The organism is Sessilibacter sp. MAH3 (assembly GCF_054658275.1).
The window spans coordinates 1-22,437 of record NZ_BAAGIE010000008.1; the positions used below are offsets into that span (position 1 = coordinate 1).

The window sequence follows — 22,437 nt, forward strand, 5'->3', positions numbered from 1 at the left end:
TTCAATCACTTACAGTTCTTGAAATTGGCGACACATCCTTGTGTCGCGAGAAACTCTAGGTTAATCAGAGTTTCCTAAAGAAAACGTAGATTTAATTAAAGATATGTTGATCACCAATTTGTACACGAAATTGCTTTTGCTATGATTGATGAATTCTATGTTTATTGATCTTACTCTGAGTGGGCTTTATCCCATAAAAAACATTAGGTCGAGTTTAAAGTTAATTGAGTGCTTATTTATATAAAAAAAGCGAAATATAAAAACACTTTGAGTATCGTAAAATTAATTCATACCTAGCAATCTTAGTTTTTTGAATTATCGATTTTACACATCGATCTTTTCCATCAACAAAAAATCAAAAGTTTATCCAGAAACCTCTGATTACATCGCCTACGATATAATCAGAGGACAAAAATTGAAAATGTGAATTCCAATTTATTCACTATTTGAAGTACTTAGCTTTCTTGAAATTGGCAACACATCCCTGCTCCGCGGACAACTTCGGGTTAATTAGATTTAGCTATACAAAGTTGGTTAAGCGTTACAGATCAACGCGGATTTTTATTTCACAAAACGCGAAAAAACCCCAAATTCACCAGTGTCTATTTAAACCAGCACCTATCTACACAAACTCAAACGTGATTGTTTACTCAAATGTGGCTATTAACCTATGAGTGACTATGCTAGTAATTACATAAATTTGTGGTAATTTTCCTACTTTGACTTTTTCGGATTAGGATAATCGGAAATTTTGTGGTTCAATCTTAATCAATGACGATGCACACCCGTGCCTTTATGTTCCAAATTTCGAACTATAATGCATATCAAGACTAATAGTTGCAGTGTTCTCATGGGTGATTTTTCCAAACAACAGCTAGACTCTGAAAATCTTCTAACCGAGCTTTATCGTTTAGAGAAGGAAAATACTCACCTAAAAAACCAGGTTCACGGCTTACAGCTTGAGTTGTCACAGCTCAAAGCTCTGGTTAGAACCGACGCACTTACCGGCCTTTATAACCACCGTTATTTTCGCGAAGCACTGCATAGAGAAATTGAACGCACCGGCAGAACCAGCGCAGACTTTTGTTTGGTATTTATCGATCTAGATCACTTTAAAAGCGTCAACGATAACTGGGGTCATGAAGTTGGTAACCGAGCGCTTAAACACTTCGCTGACATCATTAGAACGGCTATTCGCCCAATGGATCTTCCCTGTCGATACGGTGGTGAAGAGTTTGCGTTACTACTGCCGGCAACGACGTTAAAAATCAGCGAACAAATCGCCGAGCGCATTCGAATTGCTCTTGAACAAACGCCACTGCCAGTAAACGATGGTTCATTGGTAATTACGGCCAGCTTTGGCGTCTCTTGCTACACGGCAGATTGTGGATTAACTCAAGATGAATTAATCGCAGAAGCTGATCAACAATTGTATCGCGCCAAAAATCAAGGACGTAACCAAGTTTGCATCACCGATATAAAAACAAAAGAGCACAGCCAAGTTTCCGCCGACGAGAAAGATCTGCTCAATGCTTTGTTTCAACAGAACTCTTCTGAAAATAAACGCAGGAAATAACGGTTTAAAGACTCAAGCAGTCGCTCGGTTGACACGCCACTTAAACATTAGCGTTTAAAAACTAAGTTTAAGAATCTTCAATCAATACATCCGTGATTTAATCAGAGTTCTCTGTTATACCTCTCGTACCCGAAACCAACCCGTAATACTTTTGCGTAATGTTTGACTGGGTAAAACTTCGTGAGGAAATTCTTCGCTGAAAAAAACCACCAATCGACCCAATTTAGGTTCAACGGTTGCCATAACATGGTCGTTAGGTTTTTCACTATTAATACTGGGATAAATTAATAATTCACCGCCATGCCCAGACTGCCAATCTTCATTTAAATATAAAATTGTGGATAAACGACGGTTCGATTTACCCACAAATGCATCTAAATGTTTTTGATAAAATCGTCCGGTTTTATAACAGGCAAAATGGCATTCGTAATCAAATAATCCTAAATAAAACGCTTCATTAATGGCGATACGTAGCTGTTCCATCCAATTAAAAAACGGAACAATGTCTTTATCTTCGTGGGACAACCAACGAATTTCATCCGAACGAATGGAATGATCAACCATAGACAATTGATTGCGGCCAATGCCAGCCTGTTTAAATTCGGATTCGTTAAGCTCATCGAAAGACAGCATTAATTGTTCGAGAATACCGTCATCAATAACATTATCGAACACACCCCAACCTTGATCTGCCAACGTATTAATAATGGTTTGTTGAGCTGAGATATTCATAATAAATGGAACAATTAATCTGTTTTAGAAAGGGTTTAAAAATATCCGCTGTCGATTTTACCAATCAATTTTTGAGCGCATATTTTTAACTTTCGAGCGTTGATTTTTCGATTCTAAGCGTCTTTTTTTCGACGCAAGAGTGGGTCGCGTTGATAGTCTTTTGGCAACAACTTTTGTGGCTTGGCGAATTAACGATTGCAACCGTAAACACGCCTCGTAACGATTTCGCTCCTGTGTGCGATGTTCTTGAGACTTAAGAACAACAACACCTTCTTTGGTAATTCTCTGATCGTTTAATGCCAACAATCGATCTTTATAAAAATCGGGCAACGACGACTGGGAAATATCAAAGCGCAAATGTATAGCGCTGGAGACTTTATTCACATTTTGGCCACCAGCACCTTGCGCACGAATCGCTTGAAACGACACCTCGTGCAACGGAATAGACACAGCGTTAGAGATAACAATTTTCTCTGAAAAGTCTTCCAAAAAAATTACCCCTAAAAGTGTTCAAAAATAACCGTGGCAACAAACCCATTAATGATGGTCGCGCTCGGCATTTGGCCTAAATTGATAAACATTACTGTCTGTTGATCTTTCCAATGAAATATCAACGGTTTCGGTGTGCTCGTAGGGTGATGACTTGAACCACTGGTGAATCACCAGTGCCAGAGCCGCTAAAAACGTGGCTACGTAAGGGAACAGTATCGGTAAACCCGCACGACGATCAATAAGCACGAGCATTAAGAAAAAGCCCACCAGAGCAATCCAGTGAGCGGGTTTCACACGCTTAATTCGCTCGCCAATACCCACACTGCGTGCTTCTGTGCGCATCAGTGCAACTTCGCAATGTGGACAGATAAAGTTTTTCGTTGGGTCTGTCCAATCTTCGCATTTGGCTTGTTTGTCCGAGAAAATGCTCGCACAGTTGGCGCATCGATACTGCATAGTGGTGAAACTTCTGAAGTTAATTTCGCCAATGCCTTTTACATTAGCGATTCAATATTAGGTTTTAGGTAATGTTACACCGACCTGACCTTGGTACTTACCACCACGATCACGGTACGAGGTCGCGCACACTTCGTCAGATTCAAAAAACAGCATCTGAGCAACACCTTCGTTGGCATATATTTTTGCCGGTAATGGCGTTGTGTTTGAAAACTCTAGGGTAACGTGCCCTTCCCACTCGGGTTCTAACGGTGTCACATTGACGATAATACCGCAGCGAGCGTAGGTCGACTTGCCAAGACAGACAGTCAAGACATTGCGCGGAATGCGGAAGTATTCAACCGTACGCGCAAGCGCGAAAGAGTTGGGCGGAATAATGCAAACGTCGCTGACAATATCAACAAAACTGTTTTCATCAAAGTTCTTAGGATCAACAATGGTTGAATGAACGTTGGTGAAAATTTTAAACTCATTTGCACAGCGTACATCGTAGCCATAACTGGACGTGCCGTAGGAAATTAACCTTCGGCCATCGGAGCTGGTGCGCACCTGACCGGGCTCGAATGGCTCAATCATGCCATGCTCTTGAGCCATGCGGCACATCCACTTGTCTGACTTGATACTCATAATTCTCTCATTATTTTATTCGGGTATTGGGTTGCGGCATTGAGTAGCAGTTTTGCACCGCAGAACCCGTCATGATAACGACTTACCTCACAGAAAAAAACACCGTGAGGCGCGACTTAACCTGATTAAATTTAAGGTTTTACCAACGCACAGACGATCAAGACGCTGCTGTGGCTCACATCAATCGTTATCGATCTCAATTATTGGAGCAGAAGCTTTTGCCTTGCCATTAAGCCAGATCTGAGCGGAGACTTTTCGAGCAATTTCTCGATAACGCAAACTAATGTCAGATTCTGCATCTGCAATTAACGAAGGCCTACCACTGTCGGCATCTTTGCGAATAGACAGGCTTAACGGCAAACTGCCCAACAGCTGAGTTGAGTACTGCTGGCTGATCAACGCGCCGCCGCCTTCACCAAAAATCGGTTCTTCGTGACCGCAGTTGGAACAGACATGGGTGGACATATTCTCAATTACGCCCAGTATGTCAACATGAACCTTCCGGAACATTTCGATGCCTTTTTTCGCATCGAGTAATGCCAAATCTTGCGGGGTGGTCACAATAACCGCGCCACTGAGTGGAATTTTTTGCGACAGCGTTAATTGAATGTCGCCGGTACCGGGCGGCATATCGACGATTAAATAATCAAGCTCACCCCATTGGGTTTGGCCGATAATCTGTTGAAACGCACCACTGGCCATTGGTCCACGCCAAACCATGGGCGTGTTTTCGGTCACGAGAAAACCCATCGACATGCAAGTAATGCCATGAGCGACAATGGGCATAATAGTCTGGTTTTGCGCCTCTGGTCGTTGTCCGCCAACACCTAACAATTGCGGTTGGCTTGGGCCATAGATGTCGGCATCTAAAATACCGACCTTGGCACCTTCGGCCTGTAACGCTAGTGCCAAGTTGACACTGGTGGTGGATTTACCGACACCACCCTTACCAGAACTCACCGCGATAACGTGTTTTACACCGTGTAAAAGCGGTAATTCAGCAACGTAGCGTCCGTCAGGAATAACGCAGTCGATATTCACATTAACGGACTCAACACCATCAATGGTTTGACAAGATTGCCAAATCTGCTGCGATAGTGCCTGCTGTAAACCCTCGCAAACGAATCCAAATGTCAAAGTGATATCCACATTACCCTTGGCAAATTTAAGATCACTGATTGCTCCAATCTCCAGTAACGACTTACCGGTAACTGGCTCGATAAGAGCGCCAACTCGTTGTGCAATTGACTCTAAATCTATTGGTAAATTACTCATAAACAATCTGTCATTATCCAAATTGAGTAAACATTACGCTTACTGTGAAAAAACCTTCCGTCTATTCATCTGTTCATCGAATTCTATGCCAAGACCAATGCGTCAATGGCATTGAAATTACGCTTGAGTTTGAAATCTACAAGACCTGCCATACCGAACCTAATGCCCAGACATTGGCGAAAATCAGCCGACAAGTGTGGTATATTACGCGCCCAATGAATCACAGATAACCGCGCGGTAAATAAGCTTAATGTTATAAGCCAGCTAACGTTGATTTAGCTAATCTTTATTCAAAGGTTGTAACATTTAGGGGCTGTAACGATTGTGTGCCAATGCATACAACTATTATTTTTCTCGCCCGGTAGTAATAAACGCATCCGTAATTAGAACAGAGCAACCATGTCTAATCGAAGAATTCTTGTCACCAGTGCACTTCCCTACGCCAATGGCCCATTGCATTTAGGCCACATTGTGGAAGCAATACAAACCGATATTTGGGTCCGATTCCAAAAGCTTCGCGGTAACGAAGCTTACTACGTTTGCGCAGATGACGCCCATGGCACTGCCATTATGCTAAAAGCCGAGCAGCTCGGCATCACAGCGGAAGAACAAATCGCAAACATCAAAGCCGATCACGAAAAGTGTTACCAAGGCTTTAATATTGGTTTTGATAATTTTCACAGCACCCATTCTGAAGAAAACAAAGTTTACTCTGGACTCATCTACGAGCGCCTAAAAGCCAACGGACATATTGCCAGTCGCAATGTAACCCAAGCATTTGATCCCGAGAAAAATTTATTTTTGGCCGATCGATACATCAAAGGCACCTGCCCTAAATGTAAGAGCGACGACCAATACGGCGACAACTGTGAAAAATGCGGCGCAACCTATAGCCCAAGTGATTTGATCAATCCAAAATCGGCAATCAGCGGCGCGACTCCTATTCAAAAAGATTCGGAACACTTTTTCTTTAAGTTACCCGAATTCGAATCCTTCTTAAAAGAATGGACACGCGCAGGACATTTACAAGACGAAGTCGCCAACAAGCTGGCCGAGTGGTTAGATTCCGGCTTAAAAGAATGGGACATCTCTCGTGATGCGCCTTATTTTGGCTTTGAGATTCCCGGTGAACCCGGCAAATATTTCTACGTTTGGCTCGATGCGCCCATCGGTTACATGGCGAGTTTCAAAAACCTCTGTGATCGCACCGACGGTTTAGAATTTGACGACTTTTGGAACGTAAAAAGTTCGGCAGAGTTGTATCACTTTATTGGCAAAGACATTGTGAATTTCCACGCGTTGTTTTGGCCTGCCATGTTGTCGTCTGCGCAATTTAGAACCCCAACCGGTGTTAACGTACACGGCTTTTTAATGGTCAATGGCGAGAAGATGTCTAAATCTCGCGGAACCTTTATTAATGCCGAAAGTTATCTTGAGCATTTAGACGCCGATTATTTGCGTTACTACTTTGCCAGTAAATTATCTAACAGTGTTGATGATATCGATTTAAATTTTGAAGATTTTATTCAAAAAGTAAATTCCGATTTGGTTGGCAAATTAGTAAATCTCGCCAGTCGCACCGCTAAATTTATTGAAAAATCCGGCGGTACACTTTCACAATCACCCGAAAACCCTGAGCTTTGGCAGCAATTCTTAAACGGTCAAGACAGTATCGCGTCTGCTTTTGAAAATCGTGAATACGCAAAAGCAACCCGCGAAATTATGGCTTTAGCCGATGCCGCCAACGAATATTTGGCCGCGAAGGCACCTTGGTCGTTAGCAAAAGAGGAAGGCAAAGAACAAGAAGTTGTCGCCATCTGTTCTCTGGGCATCAATATGTTCCGAGCCTTAATGACCTTTTTAAAACCAGTGGTTCCGAGCTTGGCGGAACGTGCAGAAACCTTCTTAAATGAAACACTTAATTGGAGCCAACCACTGGCCTTTGTGGGAGGAACTCAAATTAACGGTTTTAAAGCATTGCTCAAACGCGTTGAAAAAACGCAAATTGACGCCGTGATGGAAACTAACGCTAAGTTATTACCCACTCCTGTTGAGCAAAAAAATTCAGAACCAACAACGACTGTCGATGAGCAAGAACCTATTGCTGAAACCATTAATTTTGATGATTTCGCCAAAGTCGATTTACGTATTGCCCTAATTAAAAAAGCCGAACACGTTAAAGGCGCCAACAAGCTGCTTCAATTGACGTTAGATTTAGGCAACGAGACTCGCAACGTATTTTCAGGTATTAAAAGCGCTTACGCTCCTGAAGAACTAGAGGGCAAGCTCACCGTAATGGTCGCCAACCTAGCACCTCGCCAAATGAAATTCGGTGTATCGGAAGGCATGGTTTTAGCGGCAGGTCCCGGTGGTAAAGAAATCTATTTACTCGAACCACATTCCGGTGCCAAACCCGGCCAACGAGTTATGTAATATCAGGTTATTAGCAATGATTACGTCCGTTTCAGAAACATTAAAAGACGATATTAAACGCTCTGTTAAAGAAGCTTTGGAAGAAGATATCAAAAGCGGGGATATCACTGCGGCTTTAATCGATAGCGATACCCAAGCCACAGCAACGGTAATTACTCGCGAAAATTGTGTACTCTGCGGTAAAGCTTGGGTAGAAGAAGTCTTCCAACAATTAGACCCAAGCGTTGTAATAAGTTGGCGCGGCGATGACGGTGATTACTTCGAAGAAGACAGTGTTCTTTTTGAATTGTCTGGTTCTGCGCGCAGTTTACTTACCGGCGAAAGAAGCGCTCTTAATTTTTTACAGTTACTTTCGGGTGTAGCAACTAAAGCTCGTTATTATCGTGAACTGGTTGCCGGTACGCACATTAAAATCTTAGATACTCGCAAAACCATTCCCGGCCTTAGAACAGCCCAAAAATACGCGGTAGCAACCGGCGGCTGTTTTAATCATCGTATAGGTTTGTTCGATGCGTTCTTAATTAAAGAAAATCACATTGCCGCTTGCGGAGGTATTACTCAGGCGGTTTCAAAAGCCAAGCAAAACGAGCCAGAAAAACCTGTAGAAGTAGAAGTAGAAAATCTGGAAGAGCTAAAAGAGGCACTGATCGCACAGGCCGATATCGTTATGCTCGATAACTTTACACTGACCGATTTACGTCACGCTGTAGAGCTCAATAAAAACGAATACTCGGGCCTTGCCAAACTAGAAGCCTCTGGCGGCGTTAATGAAAAAACTCTGCGCCATATTGCCGAAACCGGCGTAGATTTTGTTTCTATTGGTACACTCACCAAAGACTGCCGCGCCATTGATTTATCAATGCGCATTGTTTGGTAGGTCTAGTTTTTAAGCCATTAAAATAAAAAGGAAGCTTAATGCTTCCTTTTTATTCGCTATTTATGAACACTTTATTGCCACGGCTCTATAGGAAAATAGAGAAAACTTTCATCAGACTTGTTGGGATACACTCTTACCCAAGCACCAAAACGATGTTTTACCGGTAACCAAACAAAATCCTCTTTGGGTAACTGAGTAAAATCAAAATCGGGATTATTGGCTCTTACAGTTTCAGACAAGAGAAGATCTTTACTAAAAGACCTTGCTATAAGTTCACCATCCGTGCATTCCCGATAATATTTGGGAAACATCTGAATATCTTTTCCATCTACCGCTGAAAATAATAAATCTGATCGTTCTTGTGGGTCTGATGGGAATTGAGAACAAATTTCGACAGGCCCAAACCAACTTTTTTTAGAAAACCGCTTGTCGTTCGCTGCCAACAAATCAGCACCGTCCATTTCAAGACTGCTAACCACCTCAATGCGATCTTTTACAAACACTAAAAATACCGGGCGCGACTGAGAAACCACAGACAGCCCGTAAATCAATGCCGAAAGTTGGATAACGCCAACAATTGCGTAGTCGCGAATTAATTCCGAACGCGGTTTACTCGGATTAAAAATAACCAATGACATTAACGGCCCAAGTGTGACCTCAACACTTAGCACCAAGATATACAGATCGATACCACCTAACATTTCGGACAAGCGACCGGGAAACCAAACCTGAAAAACCAAAATACCGGAACATAGTGCAACAATTAACGTTACTAATAAATGAAATCCAGAGGCTTTTAATTTAGAAATTAATAAAGATTTACTAACCAAGTTCATATAAAACTATACAAATTTGCGGTGTTAACGAAATGGAATTTATAAAAAAAGCCCCTCTTGAGGAGCTTTTTTTGAAGCTATAATTTATGTCAGCGTATAAATTAAGCGCGGCACTCACCTGGAGCGACATTTTGGGGTAAAGTGCCAGTTGCAGCACCAGCTAAAATCCCAGCTTTGCTTGCAGCATAACAAGTCCAAATAATTGCTCCATTCGGACGAGAGCCAGCTTGAAGAACAGCACCACCAGCGCTAGGCTGAAGAACAAGAGTAAAGTTGTCTGTGCCACCTGAAACTCGGTTGCTATATGTGATAGTGATTAAACCGTTTGCGGTGGTAATGTCAATTGAATTTACGTTCGGAGAAGATCCAGCAGTAGCGCCTTCATCACCAACTTCTTGAGTACAGTTCGCGCCCATGTTACATGGGGTAAGAGAACCTAAGCTACCCTGAGGATAACCAGAACCAAGACCACCCCTTGCTGGTGGAATTGTATTCGCAGCATTATCCATCACAATAACTTTAGCTTCAGCAGCCAACGCCAAACCTTCAGTTACACGTGAACGTGTGGTGTAGTCTTGGTAAGCAGGCAATGCAACCGCTGCCAAAATACCGATGATCGCAACAACGATCATCAATTCAATCAAGGTAAAACCTTTTTGCACTTGTTTCATTTCGAAATTCTCCGAGGAAGTTATGTGGGACCGGAAAGGCGAGAAGTCCTTTTCGCAGTTGCTTGGCTTAAAGCAACCCCTAGGCCAACATCGAGATCTGTACTAAAACAGGATTATTTGTGGTTGTAAATTCACATTACGGCAAGCCATTAATACTTTGCGCGTCATACAAGTAAGATCTTTACATCACCCAAGTGACTTTTTTTGTCAATATATGACTGGAATCCTCAAATTTATACGCAAGAATACCTTTTTAGGCTAGCCAAGTGAGGATCGGTAAGAATGTGACCTTATAAATATAAATTCATTGGCAACTGTCTTTGAATCTCTTTGGCGATAGTATCGGCATTAAAACACGGAAAATTTACGAGTATTCTTAATAATGCACATTAACTATCGTGTGTAACTGGTAAATAATCTAAACTTAAAAAAAATTCCAACGTACAAGTGGACAGTGGATGAACCAACAGATTCAGCAATTGAGTGGATTGGCCAAACGTCTAGTCAGTGATGGCATTCTCTCAGAAGAAGATGCTCGCAATGCCGTTAAAAATGCGAAAGCAGAGAAAATCCCTCTCGCTTGGTATATTGCTAATGCCCAGCTCGCCTCGGCAAAAGCCGTTGCGCAAATTTCTTCTGATGAGTTTGGCACACCAATCTTTGATATTGATGCAATTCGCCCCGACGCCATACCTCGGGGATTAATCGACAATAAGTTGGTTCAAAAGCACCATACACTACCGCTATTTAAGCGCGGTAATCGGCTTTTTATCGGCCTGTCGGACCCAACTAATTTAAGCGCCATCGATGAAATTAAGTTTAATACCGGCCTAAGCACTGAAGCTGTACTTATTGAAGGCGACAAACTGCAAAAAGCCATTGAGGCTTACCTCCAAGAAGATGAAAATATTAGTAGCATCTCAGGATTGGAAGATGAGTCGTTAGAAAATCTTGACGTTCAAGCCGTTGAAGATGGAAACGGTGAAGAAGACACCTCAGAGGTAGACGAGGCTCCAATTGTTCGATTTGTGAATAAAGTTCTACTTGATGCCATTAAAGGTGGAGCGTCCGATATTCACTTTGAGCCCTACGAAAAAACCTTTCGCGTAAGATACCGACGCGACGGTATTTTGATCGAAGTGGCTCGTCCGCCAGTCAATCTTGCTACGCGAATTTCAGCCCGTTTAAAAGTCATGTCACAAATGGACATCAGTGAACGGCGAGTTCCACAAGATGGCCGGATTAAAATGAAGATTTCGAAAACTCGTGCCATCGATTTTCGTGTGAACTCCTTGCCCACGCTTTTTGGTGAAAAAATCGTATTGCGTATTCTCGACCCGAGCAGTGCTAAATTGGGTATCGACGCGCTTGGTTACGAAGAATTCCAAAAGAAAATTTATCTCGATGCTCTTGCTCAGCCTCAGGGTATGATCTTAGTAACTGGCCCTACGGGTTCGGGGAAAACGGTATCGTTGTATACGGGTTTAAACATTCTTAATACCGAAGAGCGTAATATTTCTACCGCAGAAGATCCTGTAGAAATTAACCTAGAAGGCATTAACCAAGTTAACATGAATGCTCGCGTGGGATTAACCTTCGCGGAGGCACTGAGATCGTTCCTACGACAAGACCCCGATATTGTGATGGTGGGGGAAATTCGAGATCTAGAAACCGCTGAAATTGCGATTAAAGCTGCACAAACCGGACACTTGGTATTATCTACCTTGCACACCAACAGCGCCCCAGAAACCCTAACGCGTTTATTAAATATGGGCGTACCTGCGTTTAACGTTGCAACCTCAGTGAGTGTCATCATTGCACAACGTTTGGCAAGACGACTCTGCACCCACTGTAAAAGACCTGCGGATGACATTCCCGACGAAATACTGTCGGAAGAAGGTTTTGACGATATCGGCATGGAGAGGTCGGAGATAGAACTGTATCACCCTGTAGGATGCGCTCAGTGCAATAATGGTTATAAAGGCCGTGTTGGCGTATATGAAGTTGTTCGCATCACAGATTCGATTTCAAGAATTATAATGGAGGGCGGCAACTCCATTCAGATTGCCGACCAAGCAAGAAAAGAAGGCTTCAATAACTTAAGAATCTCTGCTCTTCGCAAAGCCGCTATAGGCTTAACCAGTCTCGAAGAAGCAAACCGAGTGACGAAGGATTAACGTATGGCAACGGCAACCAATGATTCCGTTTTCGTCTATAAAGGCGTCGACCGAAAAGGCAATAAAATCCAAGGAGAGGTGAAAGGTAGCAGCTCTGCGTTGGTAAAGGCTCAGTTACGAAAAAAAGGGATTACACCGGGCCAAGTTAAGAAAAAGGCTAAGCCATTATTTGGGGGCGGTAAAAAATCCGTCAAACCGCAAGACATTGCTATTTTCACGCGCCAAATGGCAACCATGATGAAAGCGGGTGTGCCTTTGGTACAGAGCTTCGATATTGTTGCAGACGGTCTTGAAAATCCGACGCTGAAATCTTTGGTGCTAGAAATTAAAGAAGATGTGGCTTCCGGTAATGGCTTTGCTGCAGCGTTATCAAAGCATCCCAAATATTTTGATGAATTATTTTGCAACCTCGTTGATTCAGGCGAACAATCCGGCGCCTTAGAAACCATGTTGGACAGGATTGCGACCTATAAAGAAAAAACAGAGGCCATGAAAGCCAAAATTAAAAAGGCGTTGACCTACCCTATTGCGGTTGTCGTTGTAGCCTTAGTTGTTACGGGTATTTTGCTGGTCAAGGTAGTACCTCAATTCGCGGAAACCTTCGCAAGCTTTGGCGCAGACCTACCCGCATTTACGTTGTTCGTGTTAAATCTGTCGGAAAGCGTTCAAAAATGGTGGCTTATTATCTTAATTGGTACCGCTATCGGGGTATTTGCGTTCAACCAAGCCGTCCAAAAATCTAGCGCTGTTCGACGCGTTGTTCATCAATACACCATCAAGCTTCCTATCGTCGGTAATATTGTTTTCGAGTCCATTATTGCGCGTTTTGCTCGAACCCTGTCTACAACATTTTCGGCGGGTGTTCCATTAATCGATGCATTAACTTCTGTAGCTGGCGCGACCGGTAATATGATTTATGAAGAGACCACGTTGCGCGTTAGGGACGAAGTTGCAACCGGTATTCAGCTCAACACATCCATGCGAGCTACCAATAAATTTCCATCCATGTTGTTACAGATGACGGCTATTGGTGAAGAGTCGGGTGCTCTTGATGATATGCTTGATAAGGTTGCATCTTTTTACGAAGAATCTGTTGATAACCAAGTCGATAACCTAACAACTCTACTCGAACCACTGATTATGGCTGTGTTGGGTATTCTGGTCGGTGGACTTATGATTGCGATGTACATGCCAATCTTCCAAATTGGTAATGCTATCTAAAATTAACAACGAACAAAATTCATGGAAGTATTATTTTCTCAACCGCTGGTGTTACTACCGGCGGTTGTTATTTTAGGGCTAACGGTTGGCAGTTTTTTAAACGTCGTTATTTATCGCCTGCCGATAATGCTTGAAAGACAATGGAAACGCGATTGCTGCGACTTCTTGGACGTCCAACCGGAGTCTGACACTGCCACTCAAACGCCTTTCAACCTAGCTGTTCCTCACTCCACCTGTCCCAACTGCGGTCACGCTATCAAACCCTGGGAAAACATACCTGTAATCAGTTATGTGTTTTTAAGAGGAAAATGCTCTAGCTGTAAAACACCGATCTCTGTTCGCTACCCTCTGGTCGAAACTGCAACCGGTGTTTTATCTGGATTAGTCGCCTGGCAGCTGGGCTTTGGAATTGAGCTTTTATTAGGGCTTATATTCACCTGGAGCTTGATTTGCTTAACGCTTATTGATGCTGACCACAAATTATTACCCGACAATATTACCCTGCCACTGCTTTGGCTTGGCCTTTTAGCCAATACTCAAAATCTATTCACCGATCTTCACAGTGCAGTTATTGGCGCCGCCGCCGGATACTTATCTTTATGGAGTGTTTTCTGGATTTTTAAAATCCTACGCGGTAAAGAAGGTATGGGCTACGGTGATTTTAAATTACTGGCGGCTTTAGGTGCTTGGTGTGGATGGCAACAACTAACACTGATTATTATTATATCTGCCGGACTGGGTGCAATTATTGGCACGCTGATCCTTCAACTTAGCGGCAAAAATAAAAGTGAGCCTATTCCATTTGGACCTTATTTAGCTGGCGCAGGCTGGGTCGCTTTTTTCTGGGGCGATGAACTCACCCAACTGTATCTGAGTTACTTGTAGATATTGCCGTGGCTGAGCAAAAATCCAGAAAATTTGTCGTTGGTGTAACTGGTGGAATTGGCAGCGGTAAATCCGCAGCCTGCTCTAGGTTTGAGCAATTAGGAATTGTATGTGTTGACGCCGATATTGTCGCAAGACAAGTGGTTGAACCGAATTCTCCGGCACTATCCCAAATACAACAACACTTTGGCGACGACATTATTTTATTCGACGGAACGTTAAATAGAGCCAGACTTAGGGCCATCATTTTCGAGTACCCTGACGAAAAAGTTTGGCTAGAGTCACTTTTACATCCCTTAATTAAAACGGAAACTCAGGCTCAGATTGATCGCGCTAACAGCCAGTATGTGATCTACACATCGCCATTATTATTTGAAACGCAACAACACAATATCGTTGATCGAGTTTTGGTTATTGATGTACCCGAAGAGGTTCAACTTGAAAGAACTCAATCTCGCGATAATATAAGCTTAGCTTTAGCAAGATCTATATTGGCGAACCAAGCAAGCAGAGCACAACGACTGAGCATTGCCGACGATGTTATTATAAATGAGCAAGGATTAGATTATCTGTACCATCAAGTGGATGACTTGCATCAACGCTATCTTAAACTGAGCGAATAAATTTTTATCGGTGTTAATGCTGTCCACACTATCAACGAATCTACGTTTTTTTAAAGAATCATCATGACCAAACAGAATTCCAATAAACCTATCAAATTACCCTGCTCAACCTGTAAAAAAGAAATTGAGTGGAGTGATAAATTCCCACATCGACCCTTTTGCAGTGAGCGGTGCAAGTTAATTGATCTGGGAGAATGGGCATCAGAAAATCAGCGGATTCCTGGCAGCTCTGTTTATGATGACCTCCTGTCTGACGATTTGATAGCAGATTTCACGAACCGTAAAAATGTTCATTAAGTTCTTGGAACCTCTGATTAACTTATCCATGATTTAATCAGAGGACAGAAATTGAAAATGCGATTTCCAATTTCTTCACAATTTCAATCACTTACAGTTCTTGAAATTGGCGACACATCCTTGTGTCACGAGAAACTCTAGGTTAATCAGAGGTTCCTCTTATTTAAGTAACGAGTGTTAAGTAACAGGTATTTAAGCAATAGGGCATGACGCTTGTTTTAAGCTCGCTTAAAGTGACGCTTGTTAATCTCACTTAAAATAGGCTCGTTAGCTTTTGGAAATTGCAACGAAGATAATTCTTCGACGGCTACCCAACGAAGCGGCTGACCTTCTTTGCCTTCAGGTATGCCGCTAAACGCCAAAACCCAATACACATCAAGATGTACACATTTGTCGCTGTAATCATGATTTATCTGTATTAAAGGCTGGCATTGTGTTGGAACAATACCAAGTTCTTCAGAAAGCTCGCGGATCAACGCCGACTCCGTAGATTCACCCTCTTCGATTTTTCCGCCTGGAAATTCCCACAAACCACCCTGATGCTGATGGTCTGCACGCTTTGCAACTAGGATTTGAGAACCGTTGGTAATAACACCAACGGCTACGTTTACTCGTTTCATAAAAACAGAGGGTATAGTTATGAGCGATATTCAGCGTTAATTTTTACGTAATCGTAACTTAAATCGGAAGTCCACACCGTTTCGTTACTGTCACCACGCTTTAAATCAACCGTAATATCAATGCGATCTTGAGAAAATACACTTTGACCCAGTGCTTCGGAATAACTTGGCGCTCTTTGGCCAGCTTCGACAATCAAGACAGAGCCAATATGCACATCAATTTTAGAAACGTCCAAGCCCTGAACACCTGCGTAACCGATAGCCACAACAATACGGCCCCAGTTAGGATCACTAGCAAATAATGCGGTTTTTACCAAAGGTGAATGTGCAATTGAGTAAGCTACACGCAAAGCTTCTTTGTTAGATTCAGCATGCTCTACCTTTACCGCAACCAGCTTGGTAGCGCCCTCACCATCGGCAACAATCGCCTGCGCCAACATCAGCATCACAGAGTTTAAGGCCTCGACAAATGCTGAGTAAGCTTCGGAGTTTTCTGTTTTTATCTCGGGGGCATCACTTTGTGATGTTGCAACCAATATGCACGAATCGTTGGTAGAAGTATCACCATCAACCGTAATGCGGTTAAAACTTTGATCAACCGCATCTACCAATAATTGTTGAAGTAATTGCTTTTCAACTTTTGCATCGGTCGCAACATAAGCCAACATGGTTGCCATGTTCGGCTTGATCATGCCAGAACCTTTACTGATGCCAGTAATGGTAATAGTTTCACCGCCTACGTCGATGGTGACACTCGCACCTTTTGGACGTGTATCGGTTGTCATAATACCTCGTGCTGCACGCGTCCAATTGGCTTCCTTCAGGTCGTCGGCTGCGGCTTGAATAGTCGAGGTAATTCGCTCAACCGGTAAATGCTCACCAACCACGCCAGTAGAAAACGGTAAAACTTGTTTTTCTTGTATCGATAGGACCTCTGCCACCTTTTGATCGATGGCTCGTGCGTCGGTTAAGCCCCTATCGCCAGTGCAGGCGTTGGCATTACCAGAATTAATGACTAGAGCTCGTATGTTTTCGCTCAAATTTTCTTTACAAACAATCACCGGTGCAGCACAAAATGCGTTTTTGGTAAAAACGCCTGCTACCGTGGACTCCTCTGGGAAAGTCATTAAGACTAAGTCGTCCTTTTCAATTACAGCAGGTTTGCGCCCCTTTACATCGGCAAAAGCACAACCCATTTTAAAACCTGCAACGGTATGCATTTCAGGAAATTCGAATCCATCAACGGCCATAATTTCTTACCTATTTATCTAACACTTCGGCTGAATAATTTCGATGGTCACAAACAAAAATAGGGAAGCTATCAAGCTTCCCTACTGAGTTTGCTGTGATCAATAGCTAGTAATTTTAGCTTAATCGACCATGACATTGTTTGTATTTTTTGCCGGAACCACAAGGACAAGGATCATTACGGCCAACTTTGGGTTCCATTCTTCGCATCGTCTCTATTCCTGAAGCATCATCACCTGAGGATTCTTCGGCTAAAGCGTTAGCTTCAGCATGCTCCATGGACATCGCCATATTTTCTTGCATTTCTCGCTGGCGACGCTCCATCTCCTCAACTTGCTCACGAGAGATAGGCTCAATTCTAAAAAGCATCTTAGTGACTTCAAGCTTCACATTATCCAACAAAGATTGGAACAGCTCGAAAGACTCACGCTTGTATTCTTGTTTTGGATTACGTTGAGCGTAGGCTCTTAAGTTGATGCCTTGACGAAGATGGTCCATATTCGCCAAATGCTCTTTCCAAAGAGTATCTAGTACTTGCAACATAACTCGTCGTTCAATATCCACCACAATCTCGCCAAAGAGCTCAGCTTTTTCTTTCCAGGCTTGTTCTGCGGTTGCTTGAATACGCTCTAGCAAAGACTCTTCATGCAAAGACTTATCTTCGTCAAGCCATTGCTGAACAGGTAACTTAATGCCGAGCTCTACTTCGAGATTGCGCTCCAACTCGGGAATATCCCACTGCTCTTCAACGCTTTGCGGCGGCACGGACGTACGGAATAAATCGGCAACTACATCATCACGAATCGCATTAACAGTGTCAGAGATAGAGTCTGCTGACAGGATTTCATCACGTTGACGATAAATAACCTGACGCTGATCGTTAGCAACATCATCGTATTCCAGAAGGGCTTTACGAATATCAAAGTTTCGACCTTCCACTTTACGCTGAGCTTTTTCAATGGCGTTGTTAACCATTTTTGCTTCAATGGCTTCGCCTTTTTCCATCCCCATCGCTTTCATAATGCTGCGTACACGATCGGACGCAAAAATACGCATTAGGTTATCTTCAAGAGATAGATAAAAACGGGTTACGCCGGGATCACCTTGACGACCAGAGCGACCACGCAACTGATTGTCGATACGACGCGATTCGTGACGCTCTGTACCAATAATATGAAGGCCACCAGAATCTAAAACCTGTTGGTGACGCTCTCTCCAATCTGCCCGAATCGCATCAATCTGCTCCTGGGTTGGATTCTCTAAATGAGCAACTTCTGCTTCCCAGTTACCACCAAGCATAATATCGGTACCGCGGCCGGCCATGTTAGTAGCGATGGTAACGGCTCCCGGACGACCCGCCTGCGCGATAATCTCCGCTTCTTTTTCGTGGAATTTCGCGTTTAAAACCTGATGTTGAATGCCTGCCTTTTTCAAACGAGCCGACATAATTTCAGAGGTTTCAATAGATGCTGTACCCACTAAAACAGGTGCTTTCTTCTCGATACAACTTTTAATATCTTCAACAATTGCGTCGTACTTTTCTTCCAACGATAAAAAGACTAAGTCGTTCAAATCTTGACGAGCAATAGGTTTATTGGTTGGAATTACAACCACATCCAAGCCGTAAATTTGGTGAAACTCAACCGCTTCCGTATCCGCCGTACCGGTCATGCCCGACAATTTGTTGTATAAACGGAAATAATTTTGGAAGGTTGTCGAAGCAAGAGTTTGGCTCTCTGCCTGAATTTGCAGACCCTCTTTCGCTTCTAGTGCTTGATGCAATCCTTCCGATAAGCGACGCCCAGGCATGGTTCGACCTGTGTGCTCATCGATTAGCATCACCTGACCATTTTGAACGATGTAATGAACGTTTTTCTGGAAAATAGAATGTGCACGTAACGCAGCGTGTACATGATGCAACAGGCCAAGATTGGTCGGTGAATAAAGACTATCGCCTTCTTGAAGCAAACCATTGCTAACCAAAAGGTTTTCAACTTCCTGATGACCAACTTCAGTCAGTTCAACACTGCGACTTTTTTCATCAACAAAGTAATGACCAATGTTTGCGAGCGCTTGTGCGTCCATTTCTTCAGTGATTTCTTCCTCTTGACGTGTGAGCAGAGGAATCAAAAGATTAATAGCGCGATACATTGCCGAACTGTCTTGAGCGGCGCCGGAGATGATTAGTGGTGTTCGCGCTTCATCGATCAAAATAGAGTCAACTTCGTCAACAATTGCGAAGTTAAGAGGACGCTGAGCCTTATCGGAAAGCGTCAATGCCATATTGTCGCGCAAATAATCGAAACCAAACTCATTGTTAGTTCCGTAGGTAATATCAGCCGCGTAGGCTAATTTTTTCTCGGTTGGGTCTTGCATTGAATAGATTGTGCCGACTTCCATACCTAACGCGTTGTAAAGAGGAGTCATCCATTCCGCGTCGCGGCGAGCAAGGTAATCATTCACGGTAACGACGTGAACACCTTTGCCAGACAATGCATTCAAATACACCGGCAGAGTAGCCATCAGGGTTTTACCTTCACCGGTACGCATTTCTGCAATACGCCCTTCGTGCAAGGTAATTCCACCAATCATCTGAACATCAAAGTGACGCATCTCTAGGGTTCGCTTACCCGCTTCTCGCACTAAAGCGAAAGCTTCAGGAAGCAAGCTATCGAGAGTAGTACCGTTTTGAAAACGCTGCTTAAATTCTGCCGTTTTTTCTTTGATCTGCTCATCTGAGAGCTTTATATATTCGTCTTCAAACGCATTAATGTTTGTGACTATGCGCCTCATGCGCTTAATTTCACGATCGTTTTTCGTGCCAAATACGGCTTTAAAGACATTACCTATCATTACAGTTTCCGTAAAAAATCCATTAGGGCGACATGGGCCAGCAAAGGGCGCCAGTAAACAGGAAGGTGCTTACGTTAGCAAGCGAAAGGGAGGGTTACTTCCGATGAGTTCGGTGAATATAAGAAGAAGGGTCAACAGCGCGGCCATTTTTGTACACTTCAAAATGCACATGAGGACCTGTTGATCTACCACTGCTTCCCATTAAGGCAACTGTCTGTCCTTTTTTGACGACGTCGCCAACTTTTACGAGATTTTCGCTATTGTGTGCATATCGGGTAGAAAAACCCGAGCCGTGATTAATTTCGACCAATTGACCATAGCCGCTACGCTCGCTTGACCAGGTCACAACACCAGAGGCGACCGCCACAACCTCAGAATTTAACTGACCGGCGAAATCAACACCACTGTGCCAAGAAATGCCGCCATTGAAGGGATCTGTTCGTCTGCCAAAGCGGGAAGACATCCAACCTTTTTTAATAGGTCGGCCAGCAATAAAGACATCGTTTTGAATTTTTCGATTTGCGATAAGAGCTTCCAATGTTTCTAACTGTTGCTCTCGATCTTCAATTTGTTTGGCTAGGTCGTCGATAACATCGACAAAACTGGGGGGAACAAATGTGCTGTTACCTTCATCACCCGGAAGTTCGGGACCACCCAATGCGGGTTGCTGACTAAAATCAAACTCACCGGCATCAAGACTCGCAACCGTAGTCAGTCGCTCACCAAGAGCATCTAAGCGAACCAGTCGAGCTTGGAGTTCAGCCATTCGTAAAGTAAGCGCCGCTATGTTTTCACTGGCTTCACGCTTACTTTCTTCAATGGATTCTTTTTGTTGATCGAGGGAGGCTTTCCAAGCGGCGGTAGTTTCATGATCTAAAATGTCGGAGCCGTTAGTAGACGAGACTAGGTTGCCTAGATAGGCGCCAACACCTAAAGGCATACCGAGCAAGCAAATCGATAAAACCGCGCGAGTCCAACCACTCACTGTATAGGTTTTCGTGGCTTTGTTTTTTCCGACAACAATAATTTTCATAACTTACAAAGCTGAAAAACCCTAATCAAGAAACCAATTACCTATTCAACCGAAGGTATATGCAATAAAACTAACGTTAACTTCAGAAATTTCTGTGTGTTAACGATACTTATAACGGTTGATACTGAAACAGCCATACATTTATGGCCTGAGATAATGCCAAAAGGTGTTGTCAGTGACAACTACTCCGATGGTATTAAATCGGTATTATAGAAATTCGTGAAAACTAATACGTGAATAAATTTCCAGCAAAATTTATCTATGACATGAAATTATGGTCAATACAGATTCAAATCTCTAAAGAAATCTCAAGAGTTTAAGAGATATCGTGTAGCAATGTTTTTATTTGTGACAAGGTTATCATTCTCAACGCCTAATATATGGCTGAACCTGAGAAAAGCATTGAGGTATGCAACTGAAAATCCTAGAGAGCGTACTCTGGTGGAGAAGTTATCTGAAGTGAATAGCTAAACGTGTTCCATTAAATGGGGTAGTGATGATCAACCTACCCCAATTTCAAAAAAATCCGTTAAGAAGCAGCCATGATAGGCTTAATGTACGAAATTGGAGCGCTTTGCTCTTCTTCGAACGTAACAACTTCCCAAGCGTTTTCCTGCTTTAACAATTCGCGCAGTAACTTATTGTTTAAAGCATGACCCGATTTATGAGCTCGGAATTCACCAATTAAACTGTTACCCAACAAATACAAGTCACCAATGGCGTCTAATATTTTATGTTTTACGAATTCATCTTCGTAACGCAAACCGTCTTCGTTAAGAATTCGGTACTGATCAACAACGATGGCGTTATCTACACTACCGCCTTTGGCCAAACCTTTAGAGCGAAGGTATTCAAAGTCTCGAGTAAAGCCAAAGGTTCTAGCCCGGCTAACTTCTTTAACGAATGAGGTACTAGAGAAGTCAACCTCTGCTCGCGCAACGCGATCTTTAAAGACTGGATGATCGAAGTCGATACTAAAAGATACCTTGAAGCCATCAAATGGAAAAAACTCCGCAACCTTGTCGCCTTCAGATATCGAGACTTTGCGCTTGATACGAATGAATTTTTTCGCCGCAGGCTGTTCTTGTATACCAGCCGACTGGATTAAAAATACAAACGGGCCAGCGCTACCGTCCATAATAGGAACTTCTGACGAACTTACTTCCACAATTGCGTTGTCTACACCTAAGCCTGCCATCGCAGACAATAAATGCTCAACTGTAGAAACACGAACATCACCTTTCATCAGGGTGGTAGAGAGGGTCGTGTCGCCTACGTTCTCTGCATTTGCCAATATATCAACATTTGGCTCTATGTCTGTTCTACGGAAAATAATACCCGTATCAACAGGAGCAGGCTTAAGTGTTAAATAGACTTTTTCACCGGTGTGTAAACCAACACCTGTTGCGCGAATTGCGTTTTTTAAAGTTCGCTGTTTGATCATCGAGAAGACGAAACTCCAATAGCGTACCAAAACCATGATTGTAATTTTGGTACTAAGTAAA

General features: G+C 43.0%; 20 protein-coding genes. 8 read left to right on the forward strand and 12 right to left on the reverse strand.

Annotation, left to right across the window (positions count from 1 at the left end; genetic code table 11):
- The first annotated feature begins 850 nt into the window (after positions 1 to 850).
- Entirely contained in the window at positions 851 to 1,576 is a 726-nt protein-coding gene (locus ACYQ2C_RS06485; RefSeq protein WP_460101145.1) for a diguanylate cyclase, read from the forward strand.
- A gap of 114 nt (positions 1,577 to 1,690) precedes the next feature.
- On the opposite strand, the gene ACYQ2C_RS06490 is transcribed toward ACYQ2C_RS06485, so the two are convergent.
- The 5 genes from ACYQ2C_RS06490 to apbC form a co-directional block, all read right to left on the reverse strand.
- Positions 1,691 to 2,308, reverse strand: coding sequence for a 2OG-Fe(II) oxygenase (locus ACYQ2C_RS06490; RefSeq protein ID WP_460101142.1), 618 nt, complete (start codon positions 2,306 to 2,308; stop codon positions 1,691 to 1,693).
- A 57-nt stretch (positions 2,309 to 2,365) separates the two neighbouring features.
- On the reverse strand, positions 2,366 to 2,797 hold the full coding sequence (arfB, locus tag ACYQ2C_RS06495) for an alternative ribosome rescue aminoacyl-tRNA hydrolase ArfB (RefSeq protein WP_460048509.1): 432 nt from the start codon (positions 2,795 to 2,797) through the stop codon (positions 2,366 to 2,368).
- A gap of 48 nt (positions 2,798 to 2,845) precedes the next feature.
- Positions 2,846 to 3,256 carry a hypothetical protein gene (locus tag ACYQ2C_RS06500; RefSeq protein WP_460101140.1) on the reverse strand — a complete coding sequence of 137 codons (411 nt, stop codon included), beginning with the start codon at positions 3,254 to 3,256 and terminating at the stop codon, positions 2,846 to 2,848.
- Positions 3,257 to 3,313: 57 nt separating this feature from the next.
- Positions 3,314 to 3,883 (reverse strand): dCTP deaminase, encoded by a 570-nt coding sequence (gene dcd / locus ACYQ2C_RS06505; protein WP_460101137.1) that lies wholly within the window; start codon positions 3,881 to 3,883, stop codon positions 3,314 to 3,316.
- A 180-nt stretch (positions 3,884 to 4,063) separates the two neighbouring features.
- Positions 4,064 to 5,158 carry an iron-sulfur cluster carrier protein ApbC gene (gene apbC / locus ACYQ2C_RS06510; protein ID WP_460101135.1) on the reverse strand — a complete coding sequence of 365 codons (1,095 nt, stop codon included), beginning with the start codon at positions 5,156 to 5,158 and terminating at the stop codon, positions 4,064 to 4,066.
- A 399-nt stretch (positions 5,159 to 5,557) separates the two neighbouring features.
- On the opposite strand from apbC, the gene metG reads away from it, so the two are divergent.
- Both metG and nadC read left to right on the forward strand, forming a co-directional pair.
- Positions 5,558 to 7,591: a methionine--tRNA ligase gene (gene metG / locus ACYQ2C_RS06515; protein ID WP_460101132.1), complete on the forward strand. Its 2,034-nt coding sequence runs from the start codon at positions 5,558 to 5,560 to the stop codon at positions 7,589 to 7,591.
- A gap of 16 nt (positions 7,592 to 7,607) precedes the next feature.
- Positions 7,608 to 8,468 carry a carboxylating nicotinate-nucleotide diphosphorylase gene (gene nadC, locus ACYQ2C_RS06520; RefSeq protein WP_460101129.1) on the forward strand — a complete coding sequence of 287 codons (861 nt, stop codon included), beginning with the start codon at positions 7,608 to 7,610 and terminating at the stop codon, positions 8,466 to 8,468.
- 71 nt (positions 8,469 to 8,539) lie between these two features.
- Here the strand turns inward: nadC and ACYQ2C_RS06525 are convergent, their stop codons facing one another.
- Both ACYQ2C_RS06525 and ACYQ2C_RS06530 read right to left on the reverse strand, forming a co-directional pair.
- A complete protein-coding gene (locus ACYQ2C_RS06525) occupies positions 8,540 to 9,304 on the reverse strand; it encodes a hypothetical protein (RefSeq protein WP_460101126.1) in 765 nt (254 codons plus the stop codon).
- A gap of 101 nt (positions 9,305 to 9,405) precedes the next feature.
- The gene (locus ACYQ2C_RS06530; RefSeq protein WP_460101124.1) at positions 9,406 to 9,975 is read right to left on the reverse strand and encodes a pilin; all 570 of its coding nucleotides are present in this window, start codon (positions 9,973 to 9,975) and stop codon (positions 9,406 to 9,408) included.
- Positions 9,976 to 10,433: 458 nt separating this feature from the next.
- On the opposite strand from ACYQ2C_RS06530, the gene pilB reads away from it, so the two are divergent.
- The 5 genes from pilB to yacG all read left to right on the forward strand — a co-directional run bounded on the left by pilB (position 10,434) and on the right by yacG (position 15,178).
- The gene (gene pilB, locus ACYQ2C_RS06535; protein WP_460101121.1) at positions 10,434 to 12,152 is read left to right on the forward strand and encodes a type IV-A pilus assembly ATPase PilB; all 1,719 of its coding nucleotides are present in this window, start codon (positions 10,434 to 10,436) and stop codon (positions 12,150 to 12,152) included.
- Between the two features lie 3 nt (positions 12,153 to 12,155).
- Positions 12,156 to 13,373, forward strand: coding sequence for a type II secretion system F family protein (locus tag ACYQ2C_RS06540; protein WP_460101118.1), 1,218 nt, complete (start codon positions 12,156 to 12,158; stop codon positions 13,371 to 13,373).
- 21 nt (positions 13,374 to 13,394) lie between these two features.
- Positions 13,395 to 14,258: a prepilin peptidase gene (locus ACYQ2C_RS06545; protein ID WP_460048520.1), complete on the forward strand. Its 864-nt coding sequence runs from the start codon at positions 13,395 to 13,397 to the stop codon at positions 14,256 to 14,258.
- Between the two features lie 8 nt (positions 14,259 to 14,266).
- Positions 14,267 to 14,881, forward strand: coding sequence for a dephospho-CoA kinase (gene coaE / locus ACYQ2C_RS06550; RefSeq protein ID WP_460101115.1), 615 nt, complete (start codon positions 14,267 to 14,269; stop codon positions 14,879 to 14,881).
- A gap of 63 nt (positions 14,882 to 14,944) precedes the next feature.
- A complete protein-coding gene (gene yacG, locus ACYQ2C_RS06555) occupies positions 14,945 to 15,178 on the forward strand; it encodes a DNA gyrase inhibitor YacG (RefSeq protein WP_460101112.1) in 234 nt (77 codons plus the stop codon).
- Positions 15,179 to 15,396: 218 nt separating this feature from the next.
- On the opposite strand, the gene mutT is transcribed toward yacG, so the two are convergent.
- The 5 genes from mutT to lpxC form a co-directional block, all read right to left on the reverse strand.
- On the reverse strand, positions 15,397 to 15,798 hold the full coding sequence (gene mutT / locus ACYQ2C_RS06560; RefSeq protein WP_460101109.1) for an 8-oxo-dGTP diphosphatase MutT: 402 nt from the start codon (positions 15,796 to 15,798) through the stop codon (positions 15,397 to 15,399).
- A 17-nt stretch (positions 15,799 to 15,815) separates the two neighbouring features.
- Positions 15,816 to 17,048 (reverse strand): bifunctional glutamate N-acetyltransferase/amino-acid acetyltransferase ArgJ, encoded by a 1,233-nt coding sequence (gene argJ, locus ACYQ2C_RS06565; protein WP_460101106.1) that lies wholly within the window; start codon positions 17,046 to 17,048, stop codon positions 15,816 to 15,818.
- A gap of 115 nt (positions 17,049 to 17,163) precedes the next feature.
- On the reverse strand, positions 17,164 to 19,899 hold the full coding sequence (gene secA / locus ACYQ2C_RS06570; protein WP_460048527.1) for a preprotein translocase subunit SecA: 2,736 nt from the start codon (positions 19,897 to 19,899) through the stop codon (positions 17,164 to 17,166).
- A gap of 94 nt (positions 19,900 to 19,993) precedes the next feature.
- Positions 19,994 to 20,932 (reverse strand): M23 family metallopeptidase, encoded by a 939-nt coding sequence (locus ACYQ2C_RS06575; protein WP_460048528.1) that lies wholly within the window; start codon positions 20,930 to 20,932, stop codon positions 19,994 to 19,996.
- A gap of 529 nt (positions 20,933 to 21,461) precedes the next feature.
- Positions 21,462 to 22,376: a UDP-3-O-acyl-N-acetylglucosamine deacetylase gene (gene lpxC / locus ACYQ2C_RS06580; RefSeq protein ID WP_460101102.1), complete on the reverse strand. Its 915-nt coding sequence runs from the start codon at positions 22,374 to 22,376 to the stop codon at positions 21,462 to 21,464.
- Between the last annotated feature and the right edge of the window lie 61 nt (positions 22,377 to 22,437).

Bases quoted from the DNA above. Each gene is read 5' to 3' on its own strand.
- metG (WP_460101132.1), top strand. From the start codon at position 5,558: ATGTCTAATCGAAGAATTCTTGTCACCAGTGCACTTCCCTACGCCAAT.
- ACYQ2C_RS06500 (WP_460101140.1), bottom strand. From the start codon at position 3,256: ATGCAGTATCGATGCGCCAACTGTGCGAGCATTTTCTCGGACAAACAA.
- mutT (WP_460101109.1), bottom strand. From the start codon at position 15,798: ATGAAACGAGTAAACGTAGCCGTTGGTGTTATTACCAACGGTTCTCAA.
- ACYQ2C_RS06530 (WP_460101124.1), bottom strand. From the start codon at position 9,975: ATGAAACAAGTGCAAAAAGGTTTTACCTTGATTGAATTGATGATCGTT.
- apbC (WP_460101135.1), bottom strand. From the start codon at position 5,158: ATGAGTAATTTACCAATAGATTTAGAGTCAATTGCACAACGAGTTGGC.
- pilB (WP_460101121.1), top strand. From the start codon at position 10,434: ATGAACCAACAGATTCAGCAATTGAGTGGATTGGCCAAACGTCTAGTC.
- ACYQ2C_RS06540 (WP_460101118.1), top strand. From the start codon at position 12,156: ATGGCAACGGCAACCAATGATTCCGTTTTCGTCTATAAAGGCGTCGAC.
- ACYQ2C_RS06485 (WP_460101145.1), top strand. From the start codon at position 851: ATGGGTGATTTTTCCAAACAACAGCTAGACTCTGAAAATCTTCTAACC.
- secA (WP_460048527.1), bottom strand. From the start codon at position 19,899: ATGATAGGTAATGTCTTTAAAGCCGTATTTGGCACGAAAAACGATCGT.
- nadC (WP_460101129.1), top strand. From the start codon at position 7,608: ATGATTACGTCCGTTTCAGAAACATTAAAAGACGATATTAAACGCTCT.
- yacG (WP_460101112.1), top strand. From the start codon at position 14,945: ATGACCAAACAGAATTCCAATAAACCTATCAAATTACCCTGCTCAACC.
- dcd (WP_460101137.1), bottom strand. From the start codon at position 3,883: ATGAGTATCAAGTCAGACAAGTGGATGTGCCGCATGGCTCAAGAGCAT.
- argJ (WP_460101106.1), bottom strand. From the start codon at position 17,048: ATGGCCGTTGATGGATTCGAATTTCCTGAAATGCATACCGTTGCAGGT.
- lpxC (WP_460101102.1), bottom strand. From the start codon at position 22,376: ATGATCAAACAGCGAACTTTAAAAAACGCAATTCGCGCAACAGGTGTT.
- ACYQ2C_RS06525 (WP_460101126.1), bottom strand. From the start codon at position 9,304: ATGAACTTGGTTAGTAAATCTTTATTAATTTCTAAATTAAAAGCCTCT.
- ACYQ2C_RS06545 (WP_460048520.1), top strand. From the start codon at position 13,395: ATGGAAGTATTATTTTCTCAACCGCTGGTGTTACTACCGGCGGTTGTT.
- ACYQ2C_RS06575 (WP_460048528.1), bottom strand. From the start codon at position 20,932: ATGAAAATTATTGTTGTCGGAAAAAACAAAGCCACGAAAACCTATACA.
- ACYQ2C_RS06490 (WP_460101142.1), bottom strand. From the start codon at position 2,308: ATGAATATCTCAGCTCAACAAACCATTATTAATACGTTGGCAGATCAA.